This is a genomic window from Peteryoungia wuzhouensis, from assembly GCF_003205195.1.
GTDB lineage: Bacteria > Pseudomonadota > Alphaproteobacteria > Rhizobiales > Rhizobiaceae > Allorhizobium > Allorhizobium wuzhouense.
In genome coordinates this window covers 545,959-563,749 of the sequence record NZ_QJRY01000002.1, presented here as the reverse complement: position 1 = coordinate 563,749, position 17,791 = coordinate 545,959, and the positions used below count along the sequence as shown (strand labels likewise).

The 17,791-nt window shown below is 60.9% G+C and carries 16 protein-coding genes; 7 read left to right on the top strand and 9 right to left on the bottom strand.

Translation table 11 applies throughout. The features are described 5' to 3' along the window. Nucleotides 1-27: 27 nt before the first annotated feature. Nucleotides 28-504, bottom strand: a complete 477-nt coding sequence (locus DMY87_RS08570) for a hypothetical protein (protein WP_110790856.1) — start codon at nt 502-504, stop codon at nt 28-30. A 259-nt stretch (nt 505-763) separates the two neighbouring features. After that, the gene (locus DMY87_RS08565) at nt 764-3,139 is read right to left on the bottom strand and encodes a methyl-accepting chemotaxis protein (RefSeq protein ID WP_110790855.1); all 2,376 of its coding nucleotides are present in this window, start codon (nt 3,137-3,139) and stop codon (nt 764-766) included. Between the two features lie 205 nt (nt 3,140-3,344). Between DMY87_RS08565 and DMY87_RS08560 the strand changes: the two genes are divergently transcribed. Then, nucleotides 3,345-4,829 carry an amidase gene (locus DMY87_RS08560; RefSeq protein ID WP_110790854.1) on the top strand — a complete coding sequence of 495 codons (1,485 nt, stop codon included), beginning with the start codon at nt 3,345-3,347 and terminating at the stop codon, nt 4,827-4,829. A 20-nt stretch (nt 4,830-4,849) separates the two neighbouring features. Here the strand turns inward: DMY87_RS08560 and DMY87_RS08555 are convergent, their stop codons facing one another. Then, on the bottom strand, nt 4,850-5,875 hold the full coding sequence (locus DMY87_RS08555) for a zinc-dependent alcohol dehydrogenase family protein (protein ID WP_110790853.1): 1,026 nt from the start codon (nt 5,873-5,875) through the stop codon (nt 4,850-4,852). Between the two features lie 168 nt (nt 5,876-6,043). Between DMY87_RS08555 and DMY87_RS08550 the strand changes: the two genes are divergently transcribed. Continuing rightward, nucleotides 6,044-6,712: a glutathione S-transferase family protein gene (locus tag DMY87_RS08550; RefSeq protein WP_110791022.1), complete on the top strand. Its 669-nt coding sequence runs from the start codon at nt 6,044-6,046 to the stop codon at nt 6,710-6,712. Here the strand turns inward: DMY87_RS08550 and DMY87_RS08545 are convergent. After that, entirely contained in the window at nt 6,697-7,530 is an 834-nt protein-coding gene (locus DMY87_RS08545; RefSeq protein WP_110790852.1) for a LytTR family DNA-binding domain-containing protein, read from the bottom strand. The genes DMY87_RS08550 and DMY87_RS08545 overlap by 16 nt on opposite strands. A 105-nt stretch (nt 7,531-7,635) precedes the next feature. On the opposite strand from DMY87_RS08545, the gene DMY87_RS08540 reads away from it, so the two are divergent. Both DMY87_RS08540 and ypfJ read left to right on the top strand, forming a co-directional pair. Next, the gene (locus DMY87_RS08540) at nt 7,636-8,133 is read left to right on the top strand and encodes a DUF2306 domain-containing protein (RefSeq protein WP_110790851.1); all 498 of its coding nucleotides are present in this window, start codon (nt 7,636-7,638) and stop codon (nt 8,131-8,133) included. Between the two features lie 88 nt (nt 8,134-8,221). Then, on the top strand, nt 8,222-9,145 hold the full coding sequence (gene ypfJ, locus DMY87_RS08535) for a KPN_02809 family neutral zinc metallopeptidase (RefSeq protein WP_110790850.1): 924 nt from the start codon (nt 8,222-8,224) through the stop codon (nt 9,143-9,145). A gap of 52 nt (nt 9,146-9,197) precedes the next feature. Here ypfJ and DMY87_RS08530 read toward each other — a convergent pair whose 3' ends face one another. Next, nucleotides 9,198-9,677, bottom strand: a complete 480-nt coding sequence (locus tag DMY87_RS08530; protein WP_110790849.1) for a DUF2938 domain-containing protein — start codon at nt 9,675-9,677, stop codon at nt 9,198-9,200. Between the two features lie 281 nt (nt 9,678-9,958). Here DMY87_RS08530 and DMY87_RS08525 point away from each other — a divergent pair, with 281 nt between their 5' ends. Then, the gene (locus DMY87_RS08525) at nt 9,959-11,428 is read left to right on the top strand and encodes an MATE family efflux transporter (protein WP_205908153.1); all 1,470 of its coding nucleotides are present in this window, start codon (nt 9,959-9,961) and stop codon (nt 11,426-11,428) included. Here DMY87_RS08525 and DMY87_RS08520 read toward each other — a convergent pair. Both DMY87_RS08520 and carA read right to left on the bottom strand, forming a co-directional pair. After that, nucleotides 11,379-12,926, bottom strand: a complete 1,548-nt coding sequence (locus DMY87_RS08520; RefSeq protein WP_133253010.1) for a hypothetical protein — start codon at nt 12,924-12,926, stop codon at nt 11,379-11,381. The genes DMY87_RS08525 and DMY87_RS08520 overlap by 50 nt on opposite strands. A gap of 96 nt (nt 12,927-13,022) precedes the next feature. Beyond that, entirely contained in the window at nt 13,023-14,228 is a 1,206-nt protein-coding gene (gene carA, locus DMY87_RS08515) for a glutamine-hydrolyzing carbamoyl-phosphate synthase small subunit (protein WP_110790847.1), read from the bottom strand. A gap of 320 nt (nt 14,229-14,548) precedes the next feature. Here carA and DMY87_RS08510 point away from each other — a divergent pair, with 320 nt between their 5' ends. Next, nucleotides 14,549-15,001: a GatB/YqeY domain-containing protein gene (locus DMY87_RS08510; protein ID WP_110790846.1), complete on the top strand. Its 453-nt coding sequence runs from the start codon at nt 14,549-14,551 to the stop codon at nt 14,999-15,001. Nucleotides 15,002-15,056: 55 nt separating this feature from the next. Here the strand turns inward: DMY87_RS08510 and DMY87_RS08505 are convergent, their stop codons facing one another. Next, entirely contained in the window at nt 15,057-15,290 is a 234-nt protein-coding gene (locus DMY87_RS08505) for a BrnA antitoxin family protein (protein WP_245408855.1), read from the bottom strand. Between the two features lie 61 nt (nt 15,291-15,351). After that, the gene (locus DMY87_RS08500) at nt 15,352-15,522 is read right to left on the bottom strand and encodes a BrnT family toxin (RefSeq protein ID WP_245408854.1); all 171 of its coding nucleotides are present in this window, start codon (nt 15,520-15,522) and stop codon (nt 15,352-15,354) included. Nucleotides 15,523-15,750: 228 nt separating this feature from the next. Here DMY87_RS08500 and dnaG point away from each other — a divergent pair, with 228 nt between their 5' ends. After that, nucleotides 15,751-17,751 (top strand): DNA primase, encoded by a 2,001-nt coding sequence (gene dnaG, locus DMY87_RS08495; protein WP_110790843.1) that lies wholly within the window; start codon nt 15,751-15,753, stop codon nt 17,749-17,751. Nucleotides 17,752-17,791 lie beyond the last annotated feature (40 nt).

Genomic DNA, 17,791 nt, shown 5'->3' with positions numbered 1-17,791 from the left:
TTGTTGGCTTGAATGGAGAGGTTTGCTCTAGCTCTCCGTTGCAGGCCACGCTTTCAGGACCTGTAAAGCGACAGGTCCTGCTTCCGGCCAAAGCTGCAGAAGATATTGATCTTCTCCGTCGAGCCCGTCTTCGCTCAATGTGTCAAGGCCCGACCAGCTGACGCGCACCCCAAGCGGCCCTGGGGTCACGGTCAGGCGAGGTGATGTTGCTTCGTCGTCAGTCATGCCCGCGACTATGAGCTGACCCGTGGGGCAATTGAACCCGGCATCTACCACCTGGTGAAAGCTATCGAGATCGGGTTTAGGACGCTGGTCGTGCCATTCAATACACACGGTCACGTCCATGTTGCGCACGGTATGAACTATGATTCCAGTCGGTCCGACCATGAGACGTCGGGCCATGCTGTCTTCGGTATAGTCATTCGGCAATTCGCAGTGCGCCTCGTCGCGCAGATAGAGCTGGAAGTAGTCGGCGAAGATCTCGCCTTGGTATAAAGTTCTCACCGCGATCCTCCCAACACTGATGGTCGCAAATATCTCGATTGAGGCGTTGATCTGCCGAAAGAGTGTCGTGCCACTGCAAACTGGGCACTCTGTGCATCTGACTTTGCAGGATGCGTGATGAAGAGAATATCGGCAAGGTAAACCGCTCGCAGCGTCAGCACTGCGAACGGCTTGATATCGGGATCTGCGCTAGATCCACATTGCACCTAGGGCTCTGGGAAAGCGCCCCATCTTCGTTGCGAATGTCCTATGGTCCCGATCAGAATTCTTCCCATTCGGCACCGCTCGGTGCGGGCTTTGCACCCATTGCCGTTGCCAGTTTGCCGACGAGTGCGCGTGCGGGAGATGCTGCGGCGCGGGCTGGACCCGCAACCGGGGTTGGGCGGCTCGCGGCAGGAGCCGCCGAGGGGTGGGCCTGTGTCTGAACGCTTCGGCTTGCCGCTGGGGCGCTGCGGGCCGGTGTCGTGGAATGTCCGAGATTGAACTGCGCCAGACGCGAGGAGAGCGATTGCACTTCGGACACGAGGGTGTGCGAGGCCGCATTGGTCTCTTCGACCATGGCGGCGTTCTTTTGGGTTCCCTGGTCCATGATGTTGACGGCGGCGTTGATCTCATGAAGGCCGGTCGACTGTTCGCGGGCGGCCTCCACGATCGCGTGCACATTGGTGTTGATCTGCTGGACCTCGGCAACGATGGCCGACAGAGCCTCGCCGGTCTGATCGACCAGGGAGACGCCATGCTTGACCTGATCGCCGGAGGCGGTGATCAGGCTCTTGATTTCCTTCGCGGCATTGGCCGAACGCTGGGCCAGTTCACGCACTTCCTGCGCCACGACCGCAAATCCCTTGCCGGCTTCCCCGGCGCGGGCGGCTTCGACACCCGCATTGAGGGCAAGCAGATTGGTCTGGAAGGCGATCTCGTCGATCACGCCAATGATGTTGGAGATCGATTGCGACGACTGTTCGATGGCACTCATGGCGTCGATTGCCGTGCGCACCACTTCGCCCGACCGTTCGGCACTTTCCTTGGTGCGGCTGACTTGCTGGCCGGCTTCCTCGGCGCGCTGGGTGGATTCCTTGACGGAGCGGGTGATCTGGGAAAGCGCGGCGGAGGTCTGTTCGACCGATGCCGCCTGCTGTTCGGTCCGGCGGGCAAGATCGTCGGCCGCCGCGCGGATCTCGTTGGAGCCGTTCTCGATCGTCGTTGCGTTTTCGCTGAAGGAGAGGAGGGCCGCGCGCAGTTTCTCGATGGAATCGTTGAAATTGACGCGGATCTCGTCAAGCGCCGGAGAGAAGGACTTTTCCAGTCGAACGGTCATGTCGCCGTCGGAGAGACGGGCGAGACCGGTGCGGAGTTCGTCGACGACAAAACGGATTTCTTCTTCGCGGGCCTTGTGGCCCCTGGAGCGCTCAACCCGTTCGATTTCCTCCTGCTCAAAGCGTGCCTGGGCTTCGTTTTCGAGCTCGATCTTCTTGCGATTGCTTTCGAGAAGAATGCCGAGCGAGCGGGACAGGTCGCCGATCTCGTCGCCCCTTTCCTTGTCGGTCAGTTCGACCGCGAGGTCGCCGGAAGCAATGCGGTTTGTCTGGTCGATGACGCGGTTGATGCGGCCGATGAAGCCGCGGGCGAGCAGCCAGCCGACCAGCACCAGAAAGACGGCGGCGCCGGCGATGATCAGGGCCGAGGTCCAGACGGTCTGGGAGAGGGCGCCGAGCACGGTCGCACTCGGTACGGCAACGACGACTTTCCAGACCACGCCTTCAAAGGGTTCGATCGGGACAGCAACCGCAAACCGTTCGATGCCGTCCTTGTCTGTGATGGTGCCGACGGTGCCGGGCGTCTTCAGCACCGTTTCCCAGCCGGCGACATCGACGCCGCTGTCTTTCAACGGCTTGCCCATCACGTCTTTTTCGGGGTGGCTGACAAAGCTGTTCGCCGACGACAGAAGCGCGACGTAACCATCGCCGAGCGGGCGGTTGGCCGCGAGATCGGTGGCCGTCTTGTTGAGGTCGATATCGGCGCCGACATAACCGACAGCCTTGCCGCCGTCGAAGACCGGCAGCGAAATGGTCGTCATCAGGACGTCCTTGCCGTCCACCGGGTAGACGTAGGGCTCCAGCAGGGCGGGTTTGCCGGTCGTGACCGGCAACTGATAATAGTCGCCGACGCCCGGCTTGTCATAATCGATCAAAACGTCCGTCTTGATGGCGCCGCCGGAGCGGTAGATGTAGGGTACGAAGCGCCCGGTCTGGTCATGCACCGGCTTGCCGACGAAATCCGTGTCCTTGCCGTCAAAGGCATTCGGCTCCCAGCCGGTCGATACGCCGATCGAGTCGGGATAGGCTTCCAGCGCCTTTTGCATGACGGTCATGACGGTCGCCCGGTCGCCTTGACCGCTGGCGCGCAGGGCCATGATTGCAGTTTCCATGCCCTCGACCATCTGATGGCCGACACGCAGGCTCTGTTCGATCTCCGCGCCGGCTTCCGATGCCGCCATCTTCATCTCGTTGATGCCGGCGCTGCGGATATGGCCGTAGGTCAGGCCGAGCAAAGTTGCCGCGACGCCGATCGTCGTGACAACGCCGAGCCCGACGGTGGAAAAGATGTTCCGGCTCGTGGCGGATTTGAAAAGCATGGGCCGTTCCCTCATTAGCCTTCTTGCAAGCATGTCGACGACAGGCATCGTCGTCCCGGCGCAGAGCCGGGTCCCCAGTGGAATCTAGACCGGGTTGGTTAAGTAGTCCTTTATATTCGACTGGGCGGCTATAATGGCTTGTCCCTTGTCAGCACGCGATTTTCTCCCGATGGTGCCTGAAGCTGAAGGGTGCAGAGGGGAATACATGTTCCAGAATTACGCTGATTTCGACGGGCTTGGGCTGGCAGGACTGATCCGTCGCGGCGAGGTTTCGGCGAGCGAGGTGCTCGAGGCCGCAATCAGCAGGATCGAAGCGGTCAATCCGGCGCTGAACGCTGTCGTGCGGCCGCTCTTTGAGCGTGCCCGCAGCCGGGTCTCGTCCGGCGTCGGTGACGGACCTCTTGCCGGCATCCCCTTCCTGGTCAAGGATTTGCTCGCCCAGATTGACGGTGTTGCGACCGGCAACGGCAATCGGCTCTGGTCCCATCAGGCGGCGCGCGGCGATAGCGAACTGGTGCGGCGCTGGGAGACGGCGGGGCTCGTGATTGCGGGCAAGACCAATACGCCGGAATTCGGGCTGACGCCTTATACCGAATCGAGCGCAAGCGGGCCTGCTTACAATCCGTGGGATCTGACCCGCACGCCCGGCGGCTCTTCGGGCGGGTCGGCTGCAGCGGTCGCAAGCGGCATGGTGCCGATCGCATCGGGCGGCGATGGCGGCGGATCGATCCGCATCCCGGCTTCGGCCTGCGGTGTCTTCGGGATGAAACCGACGCGGGGGCGCACCCCTGCGGGTCCCTTTATCGGCGATGCCTGGTCGGGATTTGCCATCGAACATGTGTTGACCCGGACGGTTCGCGACAGCGCGGCGGTCCTTGATGCCACGCATGGTCCCGACATCGGATCGCCGCACCCGCTGCCGGTCTTTGTCGGCTCGTTCCTTGACGCGGTCTCCCGTAGCCCGGCGCGGCTGAAGATCGCGGTGTCGAAAACGCCGATGCTCGGCAAGGCGGTGTCGGCGGAGGTCGTTGCGGCCTTCGACGAGGCGACACGGCTTCTTGCCGATCTCGGCCATGAGATCGTCGAGGCCGCACCGCGTGTCGATCGCGAGGAATTTTCCATGGCCTTCCTCACCGCCCTTGCCGGTGAGCTGCGTGCCGATATCGAATTCACCGCCAAGACCTTCGGCGTGCGCATCCGTCCGGGAGACTACGACGCCTCGTCCTTCGGCATGGGATTGCTGGGGGATGGGTTTTCGGCGGCGGAACTCATTGCGGCACATCGCTATCTGAAGCTGTCCAGCCGTTCCGTGCTCGGCTTCTTCCAGAATTACGATGTGCTGATGACGCCGGTCCTGTCGTCGCTGCCGGTCAAGATCGGCGCGCTGCAGCCGTCCGCAGCAGAGAAGGCGCTTCTCAAAGTGCTGGGTCATGTCGGTGGTGGCTGGCTCTTGAAGAAACTCGGGATTGCCGAGCAACTGGCGGCGCAGACCTTCGAGTTCATTCCCTGGACCCCGGTCTTCAATGTCACCGGGCAGCCGGCGATGTCGGTGCCGATTGGCTGGTCTGAGGAGGGGCTGCCCATCGGCATGCAGTTCGTCGGTCGCTTTGCCGACGAGGAGACGCTGTTTTCGCTTGCGGGCCAGCTGGAGCAGGCGCGTCCCTGGAAGGACAGGCGGCCCCCGCTCTGAGGGCCGGCTGCCGCATCGCGTTACAGACCTGGAACCACGAGCACCTTCACCTCGCCACGGCCCGGAGGATTGGAGACGACGGAGGGCGCCTCTTCCAGCGAGACCTTGCGCGATATCAACCGCTCCACCTCGATCGTGCCCGATGCGATCAGGTCGGCGGCGCGGCGATGGGTAAAGGGATTGAGGAAGGACGTAACCAGCTTCACTTCACGGAAGAGGAGATCGAAAGGCTCTATCTCGACCTTCTCGCCTTGGGCCATGACCCCGAGGATGACGACAGTGCCGCCTGGGCGCACGAGTTTCGTCGCCTGTTGAACCGTCTCGGCGACACCGGCGCATTCGAGCACCACGTCGACACCCCCGGGCACGAGACCATTCGGGCCGGTAATGCTCTCGATGATATCAGAGGACGATGGGTCGACGCTGGCGGTTGCGCCCAGTTCTTCCGCCAGTTCGCGGCGCGAGGCCTGGCGTGTCGAGAGGATGACGGTGCTGGCGCCGGCAAGCCGGGCGAGCTGTACGGTCAGCAGGCCAATCACGCCGCCGCCGAGCACGACGACGGAGGAACCGGCCTTGATCTCGGCAAGGTCGATGCCATGCAGGCAGCAGGCGAGCGGTTCGCAGAAGGCGCCAAACATCGGATCGAGGTTGGCGGGGAGCAGGAAGGCCTGCTTCTGCGGGACAATCACGTAGTCGGCGAAGCCGCCGTCGCGCGCAATACCGATCGCCTGGAGATTGCGGCAGAGATTGACCCGGCCGTTGACGCAGTGGCTGCAGCGGCCACAGGCGATGTTGGGGTCGCCGGTGATCCGGTCGCCGATGGCAAAGCCGGTGACCTCAGTGCCCATCGCCTCGATGATGCCTGCGAATTCATGGCCCAGCGTCACGGGTGGCTTTGACGGAAATTCGCCGTGGAACAGGTGGCGATCGGTGCCGCAGACACCACAGGCCTCGACCCGCACCAGAAGTTCTTCCGGGCCTGGCACCGGCTTGTCCACCTCCCGCGTGAACAGTTGTCCGATACCCTCAAGCCGCATGGCTTTCATTGCAGTCTCCTCCAAATTGACTTTCCCCCAAGCGATAGTGGCATGTGGAACCTTGTGTTGCCAATCGGCAAATCCGTGGCGGGACGCTGCAAATCAGGCCAGGCCATGGGTCGACGGATCACGGGAACGGCCCTAGATACACAGCTCTGGCCAATGGGACGCTCCTTCATGATCACAGTGCATTATCTCGACAATTCGCGCGCGCACCGCATCCTGTGGCTGCTGGAGGAACTGGGGCTCGATTATCAGGTCGAGGTCTATCACCGGACCAAGGAGTATCTTGCGCCGAAAGCGCTGAAGGCCGTGCATCCGCTCGGCAAATCGCCTGTCATCGAGGACAAGGGCCGGGTGGTGGCGGAAAGCGGTGCGATCATGGAGTACCTGATCGAGACCTATGGGGGCGAGAGCCTGCGACCTGCCGCCGGAACGGACGAGCGCTTACGCTACCGCTACTGGATGCACTATGCGGAAGGATCCGCCATGCCGCTTCTGGTGATGAAATTGATCTTCTCGCGGATTCCGGGCCAGGTGCCGTTCTTCATTCGGCCTGTGGCCAGGATGATCAGCGATGGTGTCTCGCGCAAACTTCTGGACCCACAGCTCTCCGATCATCTCGACCTCTGGATTACGGAAGTGTCCAGGGACGGTTGGTTCGCAGGTCACGAGTTCTCCGCGGCCGATATCGCCATGAGTTTTCCAGTCGAGGCCGGGCTGACCCGGATTGCCGGCGGCAGGGATACCTCTGTGCTGAGAGCGTGGATCGAGCGTATCCGGGCGCGTCCGGCCTATCAGCGGGCCCTTTCGCGCGGCGGCGAGTACGGTTACGCCAAGGGCTGACGCTCTCCTATATCTCGGATGTCGCCGAAACGACGGCGAACACTGTCGGCATAGCTGCGACTGACCGGCACGACCGTCCCGGATTTCAGCCTGACTGCGAACCGGCCTCCCGCCTTTGCCAGCCCTTCGACATGGGCTGCGGCCACCCAATGGGAGCGATGGGTCTGCAGGCCGTCGATTTCGCCCAGTTCACGCAGCGCGTCGGAAAAGCGCAGCAGCACCAGCTGGCAGCCGCGCGTGGTGGTTACCACGGTGTAGTGGTCCTCGACGGTCAGATGCAGGATCGGTCCGCGGATGTCCGGCTTCAAGCGCGCGAGGAGCGGCGGGGGCTCCTGCGGTATTGCCGCTGCGCTTACCGTCGGCTGCGATGCCGTGGATGCTGCCGGCTTTGCCGACATAGTCATATGGGTCAGCAGACTGAAGAGGATCGACAGCGGCAAGCAGACGGCGAACTGGCTGCCGTAGGAGAGGGTGGTTGGTGGCAGGCTCAGCCATGACCACCTGACGAGCTCCACGGCTGCTGCCACGAAGGGGGTCGCGAGCACGGCGTTGATCGTCAGCAGGACGAGCGTGCTTGAAATATGTTCCCTCAGCCAGATTTCGGCGAGCGTGATGATCGAGATTGCCACCGCCCAGGCTGCGGCATGGAGAAGCGTCCAGAAAGCGGCCCGCTCGGCGAGACCCATGTCCTCCATCGTGCCGGAGGGACCCATGGCGACAAAGATGGCAACGACGATGGCGAAGGTTGCCCAGAAGCGCGCCGAGCGGATCAGCATTGCCCATTCACGAAGCGCAGACTGCAAGGCGGTGCTGTTCACGAATTCTTCTCGTCATCGACGGCAAAGCGTTTGCCGCACAGGCCAGCTGGAGCGATCAGCGCGACATCATCCATTGAACCCGTGATCCTGTTCAAGGCAAGCCCCATGTCGCTCTCTCTTCTCCTGCAGGCCTCGCCCGCTATCCAGATCCATGTCGCCGCTGCCGTCTCTGCGCTCCTGCTCGGCACCTATCTGCTCGTCGCGCCTAAGGGGATGAGGACGCACAAGACCCTGGGGCGGATCTGGATCGGCATCATGGTCGTCACGTCGTTTTCGAGCTTCTTCATTCATTCGCTCCGCCTCGTTTACGGTTTCAGCCCCATCCATATCCTCTCTGTCCTCACACTGGTCGGCAGCTGGCAGGCCGTGGCTGCGGCGCGGGCCGGCCGGATTGCCGACCATCGCCGACATGTCGGCAATCTCTATTCGCTGGCGTTGCTGACGGCTGGAGCCTTCACGCTCCTGCCAGGGCGCCTGATGCACAAACTGCTGTTCGGCGAAGGGCAGGGGCAGGTCCACCTGCTGGTCATCGGCATGGTGCTCGTTCTCGTCGTTTTCTTTCAATGGTGGCTGAGGCGGGACAGTCGACGCCGGTCCGGCTAATCAGCAAGACAGCTTCCGGTGTCTGGTGTTAGGGAACAGTTCCGCTATCTTCTCATTGATAAGGGCGCCAGCGGAGAGAGGAAGCACCATGGAATGGAAGGGCCGTCGTCAGTCGGACAATATCGAGGACCGCCGCGGGCAATCCTCCGGTGGTGGACTTGGGGGCAATCCCTTCGGCCGCTCCGGGATCCAGATCCCCATGGGCGGTCGGCGCGGTGGTGGTCTCAGCATCGGCACCATCATCTTCCTCGTCGTCATCTATTTCGTGCTGAAGATGATGGGCATCGACATGCTGCAAGTGCTGGGTGAGGGCAATGTGTCCGGCGGCTCCGGCTACGAGCAGCAGGTTGGCAGTCGCCCCGCCACACCCGCCGATGACGAGATGACGGCTTTTGTCCGCACCGTCCTTGCTGAGACGGAGACCACCTGGTCGACCATCTTCAAACAGTCGGGTGAAACCTATCCGGAGCCAACATTGGTTCTGTTCGATGGCACGACCCGGTCCGCCTGTGGCCAGGCTTCGTCGGCCACCGGTCCGTTCTATTGTCCGAGTGACCGCAAGGTCTATCTGGATACCGCCTTCTTCCGCCAACTGGCCCAACAGTTTGACGCTGCTGGTGATTTTGCCCAGGCATATGTGATCGCGCATGAGGTCGGCCATCACGTGCAGAACCTCACCGGCGTGCTGCCGGAGTTCAACCGCCAGCGTCAGGCAATGGGCGAGCGCGAGGCCAACAAGATGTCGGTGCGGGTTGAACTGCAGGCGGATTGTTATGCCGGTCTCTGGGCAAAATCAGCCGACAAGGAAGGTATTCTTTCCGATGGAGACCTGGAAGAAGCCTTGAATGCGGCCCAACAGATTGGCGACGACACACTGCAGAAGCGTAGCCAGGGTTATGTCGTTCCCGATGCCTTCAACCACGGCACGTCGGCCCAGCGCATGAAGTGGTTCAAGCGGGGTTATGAAAGCGGCAATGTCAGCGCCTGTGACACGTTTTCAGGCGACATCTGATCGTATGCCGATGGTTCGGCACCTCTTGGTGCCGCGCCGTCGCGATGCCTGATCAGCGGATCAACAGAGCGGTCAGCCAGAGGCCGAGGCCGAAGACGGTGTGGGCGACCAGGTTCATGGCGCGCACCTTGTTGGGGTTCGGCGTCTTTGAGGCTGCCCAGCCGATGCCGAGACCCGGCTGCAGCAGGAACCAGCCGGCGGCGACGGTGACGATGGCCCAGATCCAGGCGGGCAGGAATGTCGGTTGGGCCAGCCAGTCCGGACCCATGATCAGGACGAGCAGCACGCCGTAGAGAATGCCGACGGCGTAGTGACTGAACCAGCCGAGAGCTAGTTCGTGGCGATAGGGAGACGCCTCGGCAATGCTATCATGGAAGACCTTGCCGTTCTTCAAATGATAGAACCAGCGGCCGACGGGTGCCCAATTGGCCTTTGGCTGGGCGAAGACCGTGCTGAGCATGATGGCCCATAGGTCCATTGCGAGCGTCGCGCCCGTGCCGATGATCATGCCGCGCCAAATCAATTCAATCATGCCTGGACTAACTCGTGTCAGAGGGAGGGGTGGGGCGACCATAAGCTTGTTTTCGAAGCCTGGCCAAGAGCCGCCAGGATTGATTGCGGCACCCATCCCCGAATTCGTCCCTGATATTCGGCGGACTGCCCGAATTTTCATCAATCTTGCTGATGCATCGCGCAAAAAAATTGCAGATTGCTGAATTTGTCTTGCTGGCGTGCCCATTGGGGCCTATCCCCATCGCGACATGCCGCTCGCCAGACTGCTCTGGAAGCGGCTTTTTCGTCGAGAGCCAAACCATGCATACGAACAGCATTCCGATCGATACCCTCACCCCGGCGCCCGCTATTGCCGGAAGCTGGATGTCGCATATCCGTGCGACGCTGTCGCTCGGCATTCCGCTGATCGGTGCACAGCTGGCGCAGCTCGGCATTCACACGACCGATGTGGTGATCGTCGGACAACTCGGCGCGGTGCCGCTCGCGGCCATGGTGCTAGCCGGACAGTTCTTCTTCACGATTTTCATCTTCGGCTCAGGCTTCTCGATGGCCGTCATTCCGATGGTCGCACAGGCTTACGGGCGCGGCGACGTCGTTTCGGTACGCCGGTCCATCCGCATGGGCATGTGGGTGGCGATCCTCTATACGGTGCTGACGGCGCCGCTGTTTTTCAATGCGGAGACAATCCTGCTTGCGCTGGGACAAAAGCCTGAGGTGGCCGCCCTTGCCGCCGGTTATGTCCGGATCATCCAGTTCGGTCTTCTGCCGGCGCTGCTCTTTGCCGTCCTGCGAGCGCTGGTGAGTGCGACAGGTCGTGCGCGCATCGTGCTCTGGGTGACGCTCGGCATTCTCGTCCTGAATGCCATCCTCGCCTACTGCCTGGTACTCGGCCATTTCGGCTTTCCGGCACTTGGCATGACCGGGGCGGCGATCGTCGCTGTCATCGTCCAGTGGGTCAGTTTTCTCGCCATGGTCGCCTATCTGCAGACACGGGACGAGACGAAGCGCTACGAGCTGTTCATCCGTTTCTGGCGGCCGGACTGGCAGGCATTTCGCGAGGTCCTGCATCTTGGCCTGCCGATCAGCGTCACGGTGCTGGCCGAAGTCAGCCTGTTCACCGGCGCCTCGCTGCTGATGGGGCGGATCGGGACGATTGAACTTGCGGCCCATGGCATTGCGCTGCAGCTGACCTCGATTGCCTTCATGATCCCGCTCGGGCTGGCGCAGGCGGCAACGGTGCGGATCGGCCTGGCGCATGGGCGCGGCAATTATGGGGAACTGGTGCGCGCAGCCATCACGGTGACGACGATTGCCTCGGTGCTGTCGCTTCTCGGTGGTGTGCTGTTCTTGACGATCCCGCATCCGCTTGCCAGCGCCTTCCTCAACGAACACACGCCGGATGCGAAGGCGGTGCTCGCCTATGCCGCGCCACTGGTGGGAATTGCGGGAATCTTTCAGCTGGTCGACGGGCTGCAGACGATTGCAAGCGGTCTGTTGCGGGGGCTGAAGGACGCCCGTGTGCCGATGATCCTTGCGCTCGTCTCCTATTGGCCGATCGGCTTTCTCCTCGCCTGGTTCCTGGCCTTCCCGATGGGGATCGGCGGTATCGGAATCTGGATCGGCTTCGTGGTCGGACTGATCAGCGCTGCCGTCATGCTGTGCCTGCGGTTCTACGTGAAGGTCAGGCGGGAGATGCAGACTAGCGGAACCTCAAAGGAAATTACCGCACTGGATAGGTACCTGCCGGATCATCCAATACGAACTGATTGAGCATACACATCAGCATGTAACTCATGAAGCCGCTGTGGTCAGTAATCAGATTGGGAAGCGTCCTCACGTTCCAATAGGGTTCATTGTTGTACCTTGCAGAGTACGTTGCTTTTATCGAACGTCTGTAGAGGTAAGCACGCAACTGATATTCTGTTTCCATACTAGCGCTGCGGGCAAACTTGGTCGGCCGAGGCTCCGATGCATAGAAAGTATCCCAATTGTTAAGGGCTCTCCGCAGTTCAGGCAACCATTCTTGAGCAGTGTCGCAAACAGATCTGTCGGCCTTGATTCCATTCCAGTATTCGGTCCGAAATTTCGCTCCTTCGATTGCCGTCAGGTCGTGCGTTGTTCCGTATGGGTACTCCCTCGTAGGCAAGAAGTGACCTAGAGCTGTGTAGTCTTCCTTAGAGCCATTGCCGTTCAGCAAAACTTGACCATAGTTGAAGGCATTACCGGTTGCCGTATCCCATTTTGCTTCGCTTTCCTCCAGGCATTCCTCAGGCAGCAGGCGCTTTTCGGAGCGCCCTTCTTTGTTCTCTGAGGTCTTCGCGCAATACTCTTCAGCGTTCCAGTCGTCTGTCGATGTCAGTGCCATCCAATGCGGCGCCTGGTTGATGGGAAACTTCAGCCTCCGCTGTCGAACAAGCTTCTGGATATCAATCAAGTTGCGTGCCTCGGACGCGGGATTCAGCATCACAACCATGTCCCCCAATGGAGGGGCGAGGGGCGTTCCCCCGTTATAACCCTGCAAGTCTTGCAGGATGTCATTCTTGAGTCCCGCTGCTAGAATGTTTCCGCCAAACGAGTGTCCTACGACTAGCATTTTATCTGCTGCGGGGTTTCCAGGCTGAATATCTAGCAAAGCTGAGATCTCTGACAGATCTGAAACAACTTTCTTAGCTATCCGATCACTTTCACTCTTTTTCGCTCGATAACTGAGATGGTCCAACGGACTTAGGTAGCCTTGCCTCCAAACTGAAGCATTCCAGCCGATGTAAACTCCAATCAGCTCGGCACCTCTGTAAGACGCCCGCTGATTTAGGAAGCTCCTAGCGTAACTGAGGAATACATGCATTCGCTGCACGTCCCTATCGCCGATATTCGCGTTGTGGTGCCAGCCATGTATGAATACGACCACATACTTTTTTTTATTGGTTGCTAAAATTCGCTGTAGAGCTGCCCACTGCCTCTCCTCAAGGCGATCCGCCGGCGTCCCACCGTACTCAATGAAGGACAGTGAGTAACTGCGCGCTAAATCAGTCCTAGAACCGGGCGGTGCGTCGAGATCGAGGCTGTAGCGGGCCGTCATGCAGTCATGAGGCACGCCGCTCTCTCTGCTCTCAAAGCCCCTTGCGTCAAGCTTAAGTACTTTTAGGCATTCCGTGCCGCTTCGGGCGCGGAACACCTCCGCCTTCGCGGAAGCTGGAAGGAAGACTGTTGCAACAAGCGCAATGTAAACCCATACAAATCTATGAGTCGAAGATGGGTTTGCGAACATATTTACCCCCGCAACACGTCGTCGCGGGAATAAAATCACAGGTTGCTTTGTCGCGCAACGTTGAAAAGGTTTCCGAACCTAAGCTGGTTCCGGGCGTCACCGCTCGGCGAGTGCCGGTTCGCCCTTGTTTTCGCGCACCATGTTGATGAAGCGGCGGAACAGGTAGTGGCTGTCCTGCGGGCCGGGGGATGCTTCCGGGTGATGCTGGACGGAGAAGACCGGCTTGCCCTTGAGGCGCAGGCCGCAATTGGTGCCGTCGAAGAGCGAAACGTGAGTCTCTTCAACATGTTCCGGCAGTGACTTCGAGTCGACTGCGAAGCCGTGGTTCATCGAGACGATCTCGACCTTACCGGTGGTGAAATCCTTGACCGGGTGATTGGCGCCATGATGGCCCTGATGCATCTTCTCGGTCTTGCCGCCGAGCGCCAAGCCCAGCATCTGGTGGCCGAGGCAGATGCCGAAGAGCGGCTTTTCCGATTTGATCAGGTTCTGGATGGCAGGCACGGCGTATTCGCCGGTTGCGGCCGGGTCGCCAGGACCGTTGGACAGGAAGACACCATCGGGTTCGAGCGCCAAGATATCCTCGGCCGAGGTGTTGGCGGGGACGACGGTGACCTTGCAGTCGAGACCGGCGAAGAGCCGCAGGATATTGCGCTTCACGCCGAAATCGACGCAAACGATGTGATACTTCGCATCAGCGGCGCCGAGGGTGGTGTGACCTTCGGTCCAGCTCCAGTCCTTTTCCGCCCAGACGGAGGACTGGCCCGACGTCGCCACCTTGGCGAGATCGAGGCCTTCGAGGCCGCTCCAGGCCTTGGCTTCAGCCTTCAATGCTTCGACGTCGAAAACGCCGTTCGGGTCATGGGCGATGACGGCATTCGGTGCACCGTTTTCGCGGATCCAGGCGGTCAGCGCGCGTGTGTCGACGCCCGACAGGCCGATGACGCCGCGGCTCTTCAGCCAGGCGTCAAGATGGGAGGCGGCGCGGTAGTTTGAGGGCGCGGTGATGTCGGCCTTGAAGATCGTGCCGACGGCACCGTGACGGGCGGCAGGCGTCAGGTCTTCGATGTCTTCGTCATTGGTGCCGACATTGCCGATATGCGGGAAGGTGAAGGTGACGATCTGGCCGAGATAGGAGGGATCGGTGAGGATTTCCTCGTAGCCGGTGAGGGCCGTGTTGAAGCAGACCTCCGCCTGGACCTTGCCGGTCGCGCCGATGCCGTGACCTTCGATCACCGTGCCGTCGGCAAGCACGAGGAGGGCGGTCGGCTTGCGGGTTGTCCAGGGAGCTGTCGCGGTCATGGTCGTTCCTTTTTCTCCCGCGCCCCGTCCCTCTTGTCGAGGCAGGGTCGCAGGGCCATCTATGTTGCAGATCGAGGGCGCGCGAGGACGCGCGGTATTCAGCCCTGATGACAATTTGCGTGCAGGTGCCGAGCAATAGACGGATCAATCGACGAGGTCAATTCGTCTATCTCTTCGGCTCACGGATTTCTCCCAAGCCATTTCAATGGTTTGTGCAATTCGTTTGCACTGCAGAAACTGTCTGGATATGAGAAGGCAACCACGAACAAGGAAAAGCCACATTTGAGCCCGTCCGCTCTGGCTTTTCCGCGGAGAAGACAATGTTACGCGATATACTCGCCAATACGATGAAAGAGTCCCTGAAGGCCAAGGATGTGCGCCGGACCTCGACCGTTCGTCTGATCCAGACGGCGATCAAGGACCGCGATATCGCCCATCGCGGCGCCGGCAAAGATCCGGTGACCGATGATGAAATCATGCAGATCCTGATGAAGATGATCAAGCAGCGCGACGAGTCTGCCCGCATCTATTCGGAGAATGCCCGGCCGGAGCTGGCCGCGCAGGAGCTCGAGGAAATCGAAATCATCAGATCCTTTATGCCGGAACAGATTCCGGACGAGAAGGTGCGGGAGCTGTGCCAGGCGGTGATCACGGAGACCGGGGCGCAAGGCCTGCGGGACATGGGCAAGTGCATCAGCGCGCTCAAGGAGCGTTATGCTGGCCAGATGGATTTCGGCAAGGCTTCCGGCGTGGTCAAGGACCTGTTGAAGTAGTTCGCGACCATCCCTGCCACGATCTATGGCGCCGCCTTCGGGCGGCGTCTGGCATTCAGGAATTCGAGCGCTTCTGCTCGTCGACGAAGTGACGCAGGACTGCGTTGATGCGGGTTTGGTATCCCTTGCCCGTCGCCTGGAAGAAATCGACGATATCGGGATCGAGTCGGATCGAGATTGCCTTCTTCTTGTCCGGGATGACCATCTTCGCCTTGGACCAATCGATGTCCATGAAGTCCTGCCAGTCGGGATCGTCGCGCATGGCGCGCTCGATATCCTCGTCAGTCATGGCATCGATGCGCGCCCAGTCGGTTTGAGATTTCTCTCCCCGAGCACGTCTTTCCAAAAGTTCAGCGAGCGTAGTGCGCGTGATATTCTCTTCGCTCATTCTTCCTAGCAACGCGTGCCGAAATGATCCGACAGGCGTTTCCTCTCATTGTGTAAACCACGGATATCAGACGACCGCTTTCCGGACATGTGGCAATGATCCTCAGTTCACCATGCTTGAGAGTCGATGCCATGCTTTTCGAGATTGGTTCGACGCTTGGCCTCGTCCCACTCGAACGCCCATTCATCCTGCGGGATATCGTCCAGACTGCGCATCGGCCGGGGTCCGTGAAGCTGACGGAATGCGGTGTATATACAATCGTCATTCAAATCAACGGCTGTGAATAGCGGGCATGCCGCGCGAAAGCCTTGGCGTCGCCGGGCATCCCCGCCTATATGAAGATCACAGGTTCAGGTGACACATGCGATTTTCCAATGACTTCCTCGACGGGATCCGTGACCGCGTGCCGATTTCGGCCGTGGTTGGCCGTCGTGTGACCTGGGATCGCAAGAAGACCAATGTATCGCGGCAGGACTACTGGGCCTGCTGCCCGTTCCACGGCGAGAAGAGCCCGAGCTTCCACTGCGAGGACCGCAAGGGCCGCTACCACTGCTTTGGCTGTGGCGTGTCCGGTGATCACTTCAGGTTTCTCACCGATCTCGAGGGGCTGAGCTTCGTCGAGGCCGTGCAGCAGGTCGCCGACATGGCCGGCATATCCATGCCACAGCCGGACCCGCAGGCTGAGCGGCGCGAGAAGGAACGCACCACGCTGCAGGACGTCATGGAGCTGGCGACGCAGTTCTTCCAGGACCAGTTGCAGACGGCAAGCGGGGCGCGGGCACGGGCCTATCTGCGCGAGCGCGGCCTGACGGGCCGGACGATCGAGACATTTCGGCTGGGGTATGCGCCGGAGAGCCGCAACGCCTTGAAGGAACATCTGGCGGCCAAAGGGGTGCCGAAGGACCAGATCGAGGCCTGTGGCCTTGTGGTGCATGGCCCTGACATCCCCGTGTCCTACGACCGCTTTCGAGACCGTATCATGTTCCCGATCCTGTCATCGCGTGACAAGGTGATCGCCTTCGGTGGTCGCGCCATGTCGCCGGATGCCATGGCGAAGTATCTCAACTCCAATGAGACCGAGCTCTTCCACAAGGGCAATGTGCTCTACAACTTCTCCCGCGCGCGTCGGGCGCTGCAGGGGGCGGATGGTGCCGACACGCTGATTGCCGTCGAAGGCTATATGGACGTGATCGCGCTGCATCAGGCGGGTATCGAAAATGCGGTTGCGCCTCTTGGGACAGCGCTGACCGAGAACCAGTTGCAGCTGATGTGGAAGACGACGCCGGTGCCTGTGCTCTGCTTCGATGGCGATGGAGCAGGGCAGCGGGCGGCGTTTCGTGCGGTCGATATCGCGCTTCCGCATCTGAAGCCCGGCCAGTCGGTGCGGTTTGCCATGCTGCCAGACGGCAAGGATCCCGACGATCTCGTCAAACATGAGGGGCGTGCGCCCTTCGACCGCGTTATGGCGGAAGCGCAGCCGCTCGCTGCCATGGTCTGGACTCGGGAAGTGTCGAGCGGTGTCTTCGACACGCCGGAAAAGCGCGCCGAACTCGAAGCCAAGCTCAAGCAGGTGGTCACCGTCATCGCCGATGAAAATGTGCGGCGGCATTACCAGCAGGATATCCGCGACAGGCTCTATGCCTTCTTCCAAGGGAACCAGCCGCAGCGCGGGGAGCGAGGTGGCTATCAGGGCAATGGCCGTGGTCAGGGGCAGGGCGGTCAGGGCCGCTTTGGCGGACGCCAACCGGGGCCGGTGGCGGCCGGGCGCGGTGCGATCTCCGACCGGCTGGCCCGATCGGGCCTGGTGCGCGGGCATCAGGAGCAGCCGACTTTGCGCGAAAGCGTGCTGGCGCTCACGATCGTCAACCATCCCAACCTGCTCGAAGACGAGTATGACGAGATTGCCGCGATCGAGTTCGAGAACGCAGCGCTTCAGAAGCTCTGGTCGTCCCTTCTGACGGCCGTGGCGGAGGCCGATCATGGGCTGTGCCGCGAGGTGCTGATCGGAAAGCTTGAGGTTCATGGTCATGGGGCGCTTCTGCGGGCACTCGACCAGCAGATCCGTAACGCGCGGCTGTGGACGGCGACGGAAATCGCTGCGGCGGAGGATGCGCGCGAGGGCTATCGTCAGGCATTGTCACTTTACAAGCGGGCACGGGCGCTGAAACGCCAACGCAAGGAATTGGAGCGCGAGGTGGCCGAAGCCACGGAGGCAGACGATGCCGAACGTATCGATCAATTGATCAGTGCACTGCACGAGGTGCAGTCGGAGGTGGCGCGGATGGAAAATCAGGAGGCGATCATCGATGGCTTCGGCGTCATGTCCGGCCGGGTCAAGGGAGCTGCGACCGGCCATCATTGAAGTTTAACCGGATGCGCCTGACTTTGGCGGCGGGAGTATT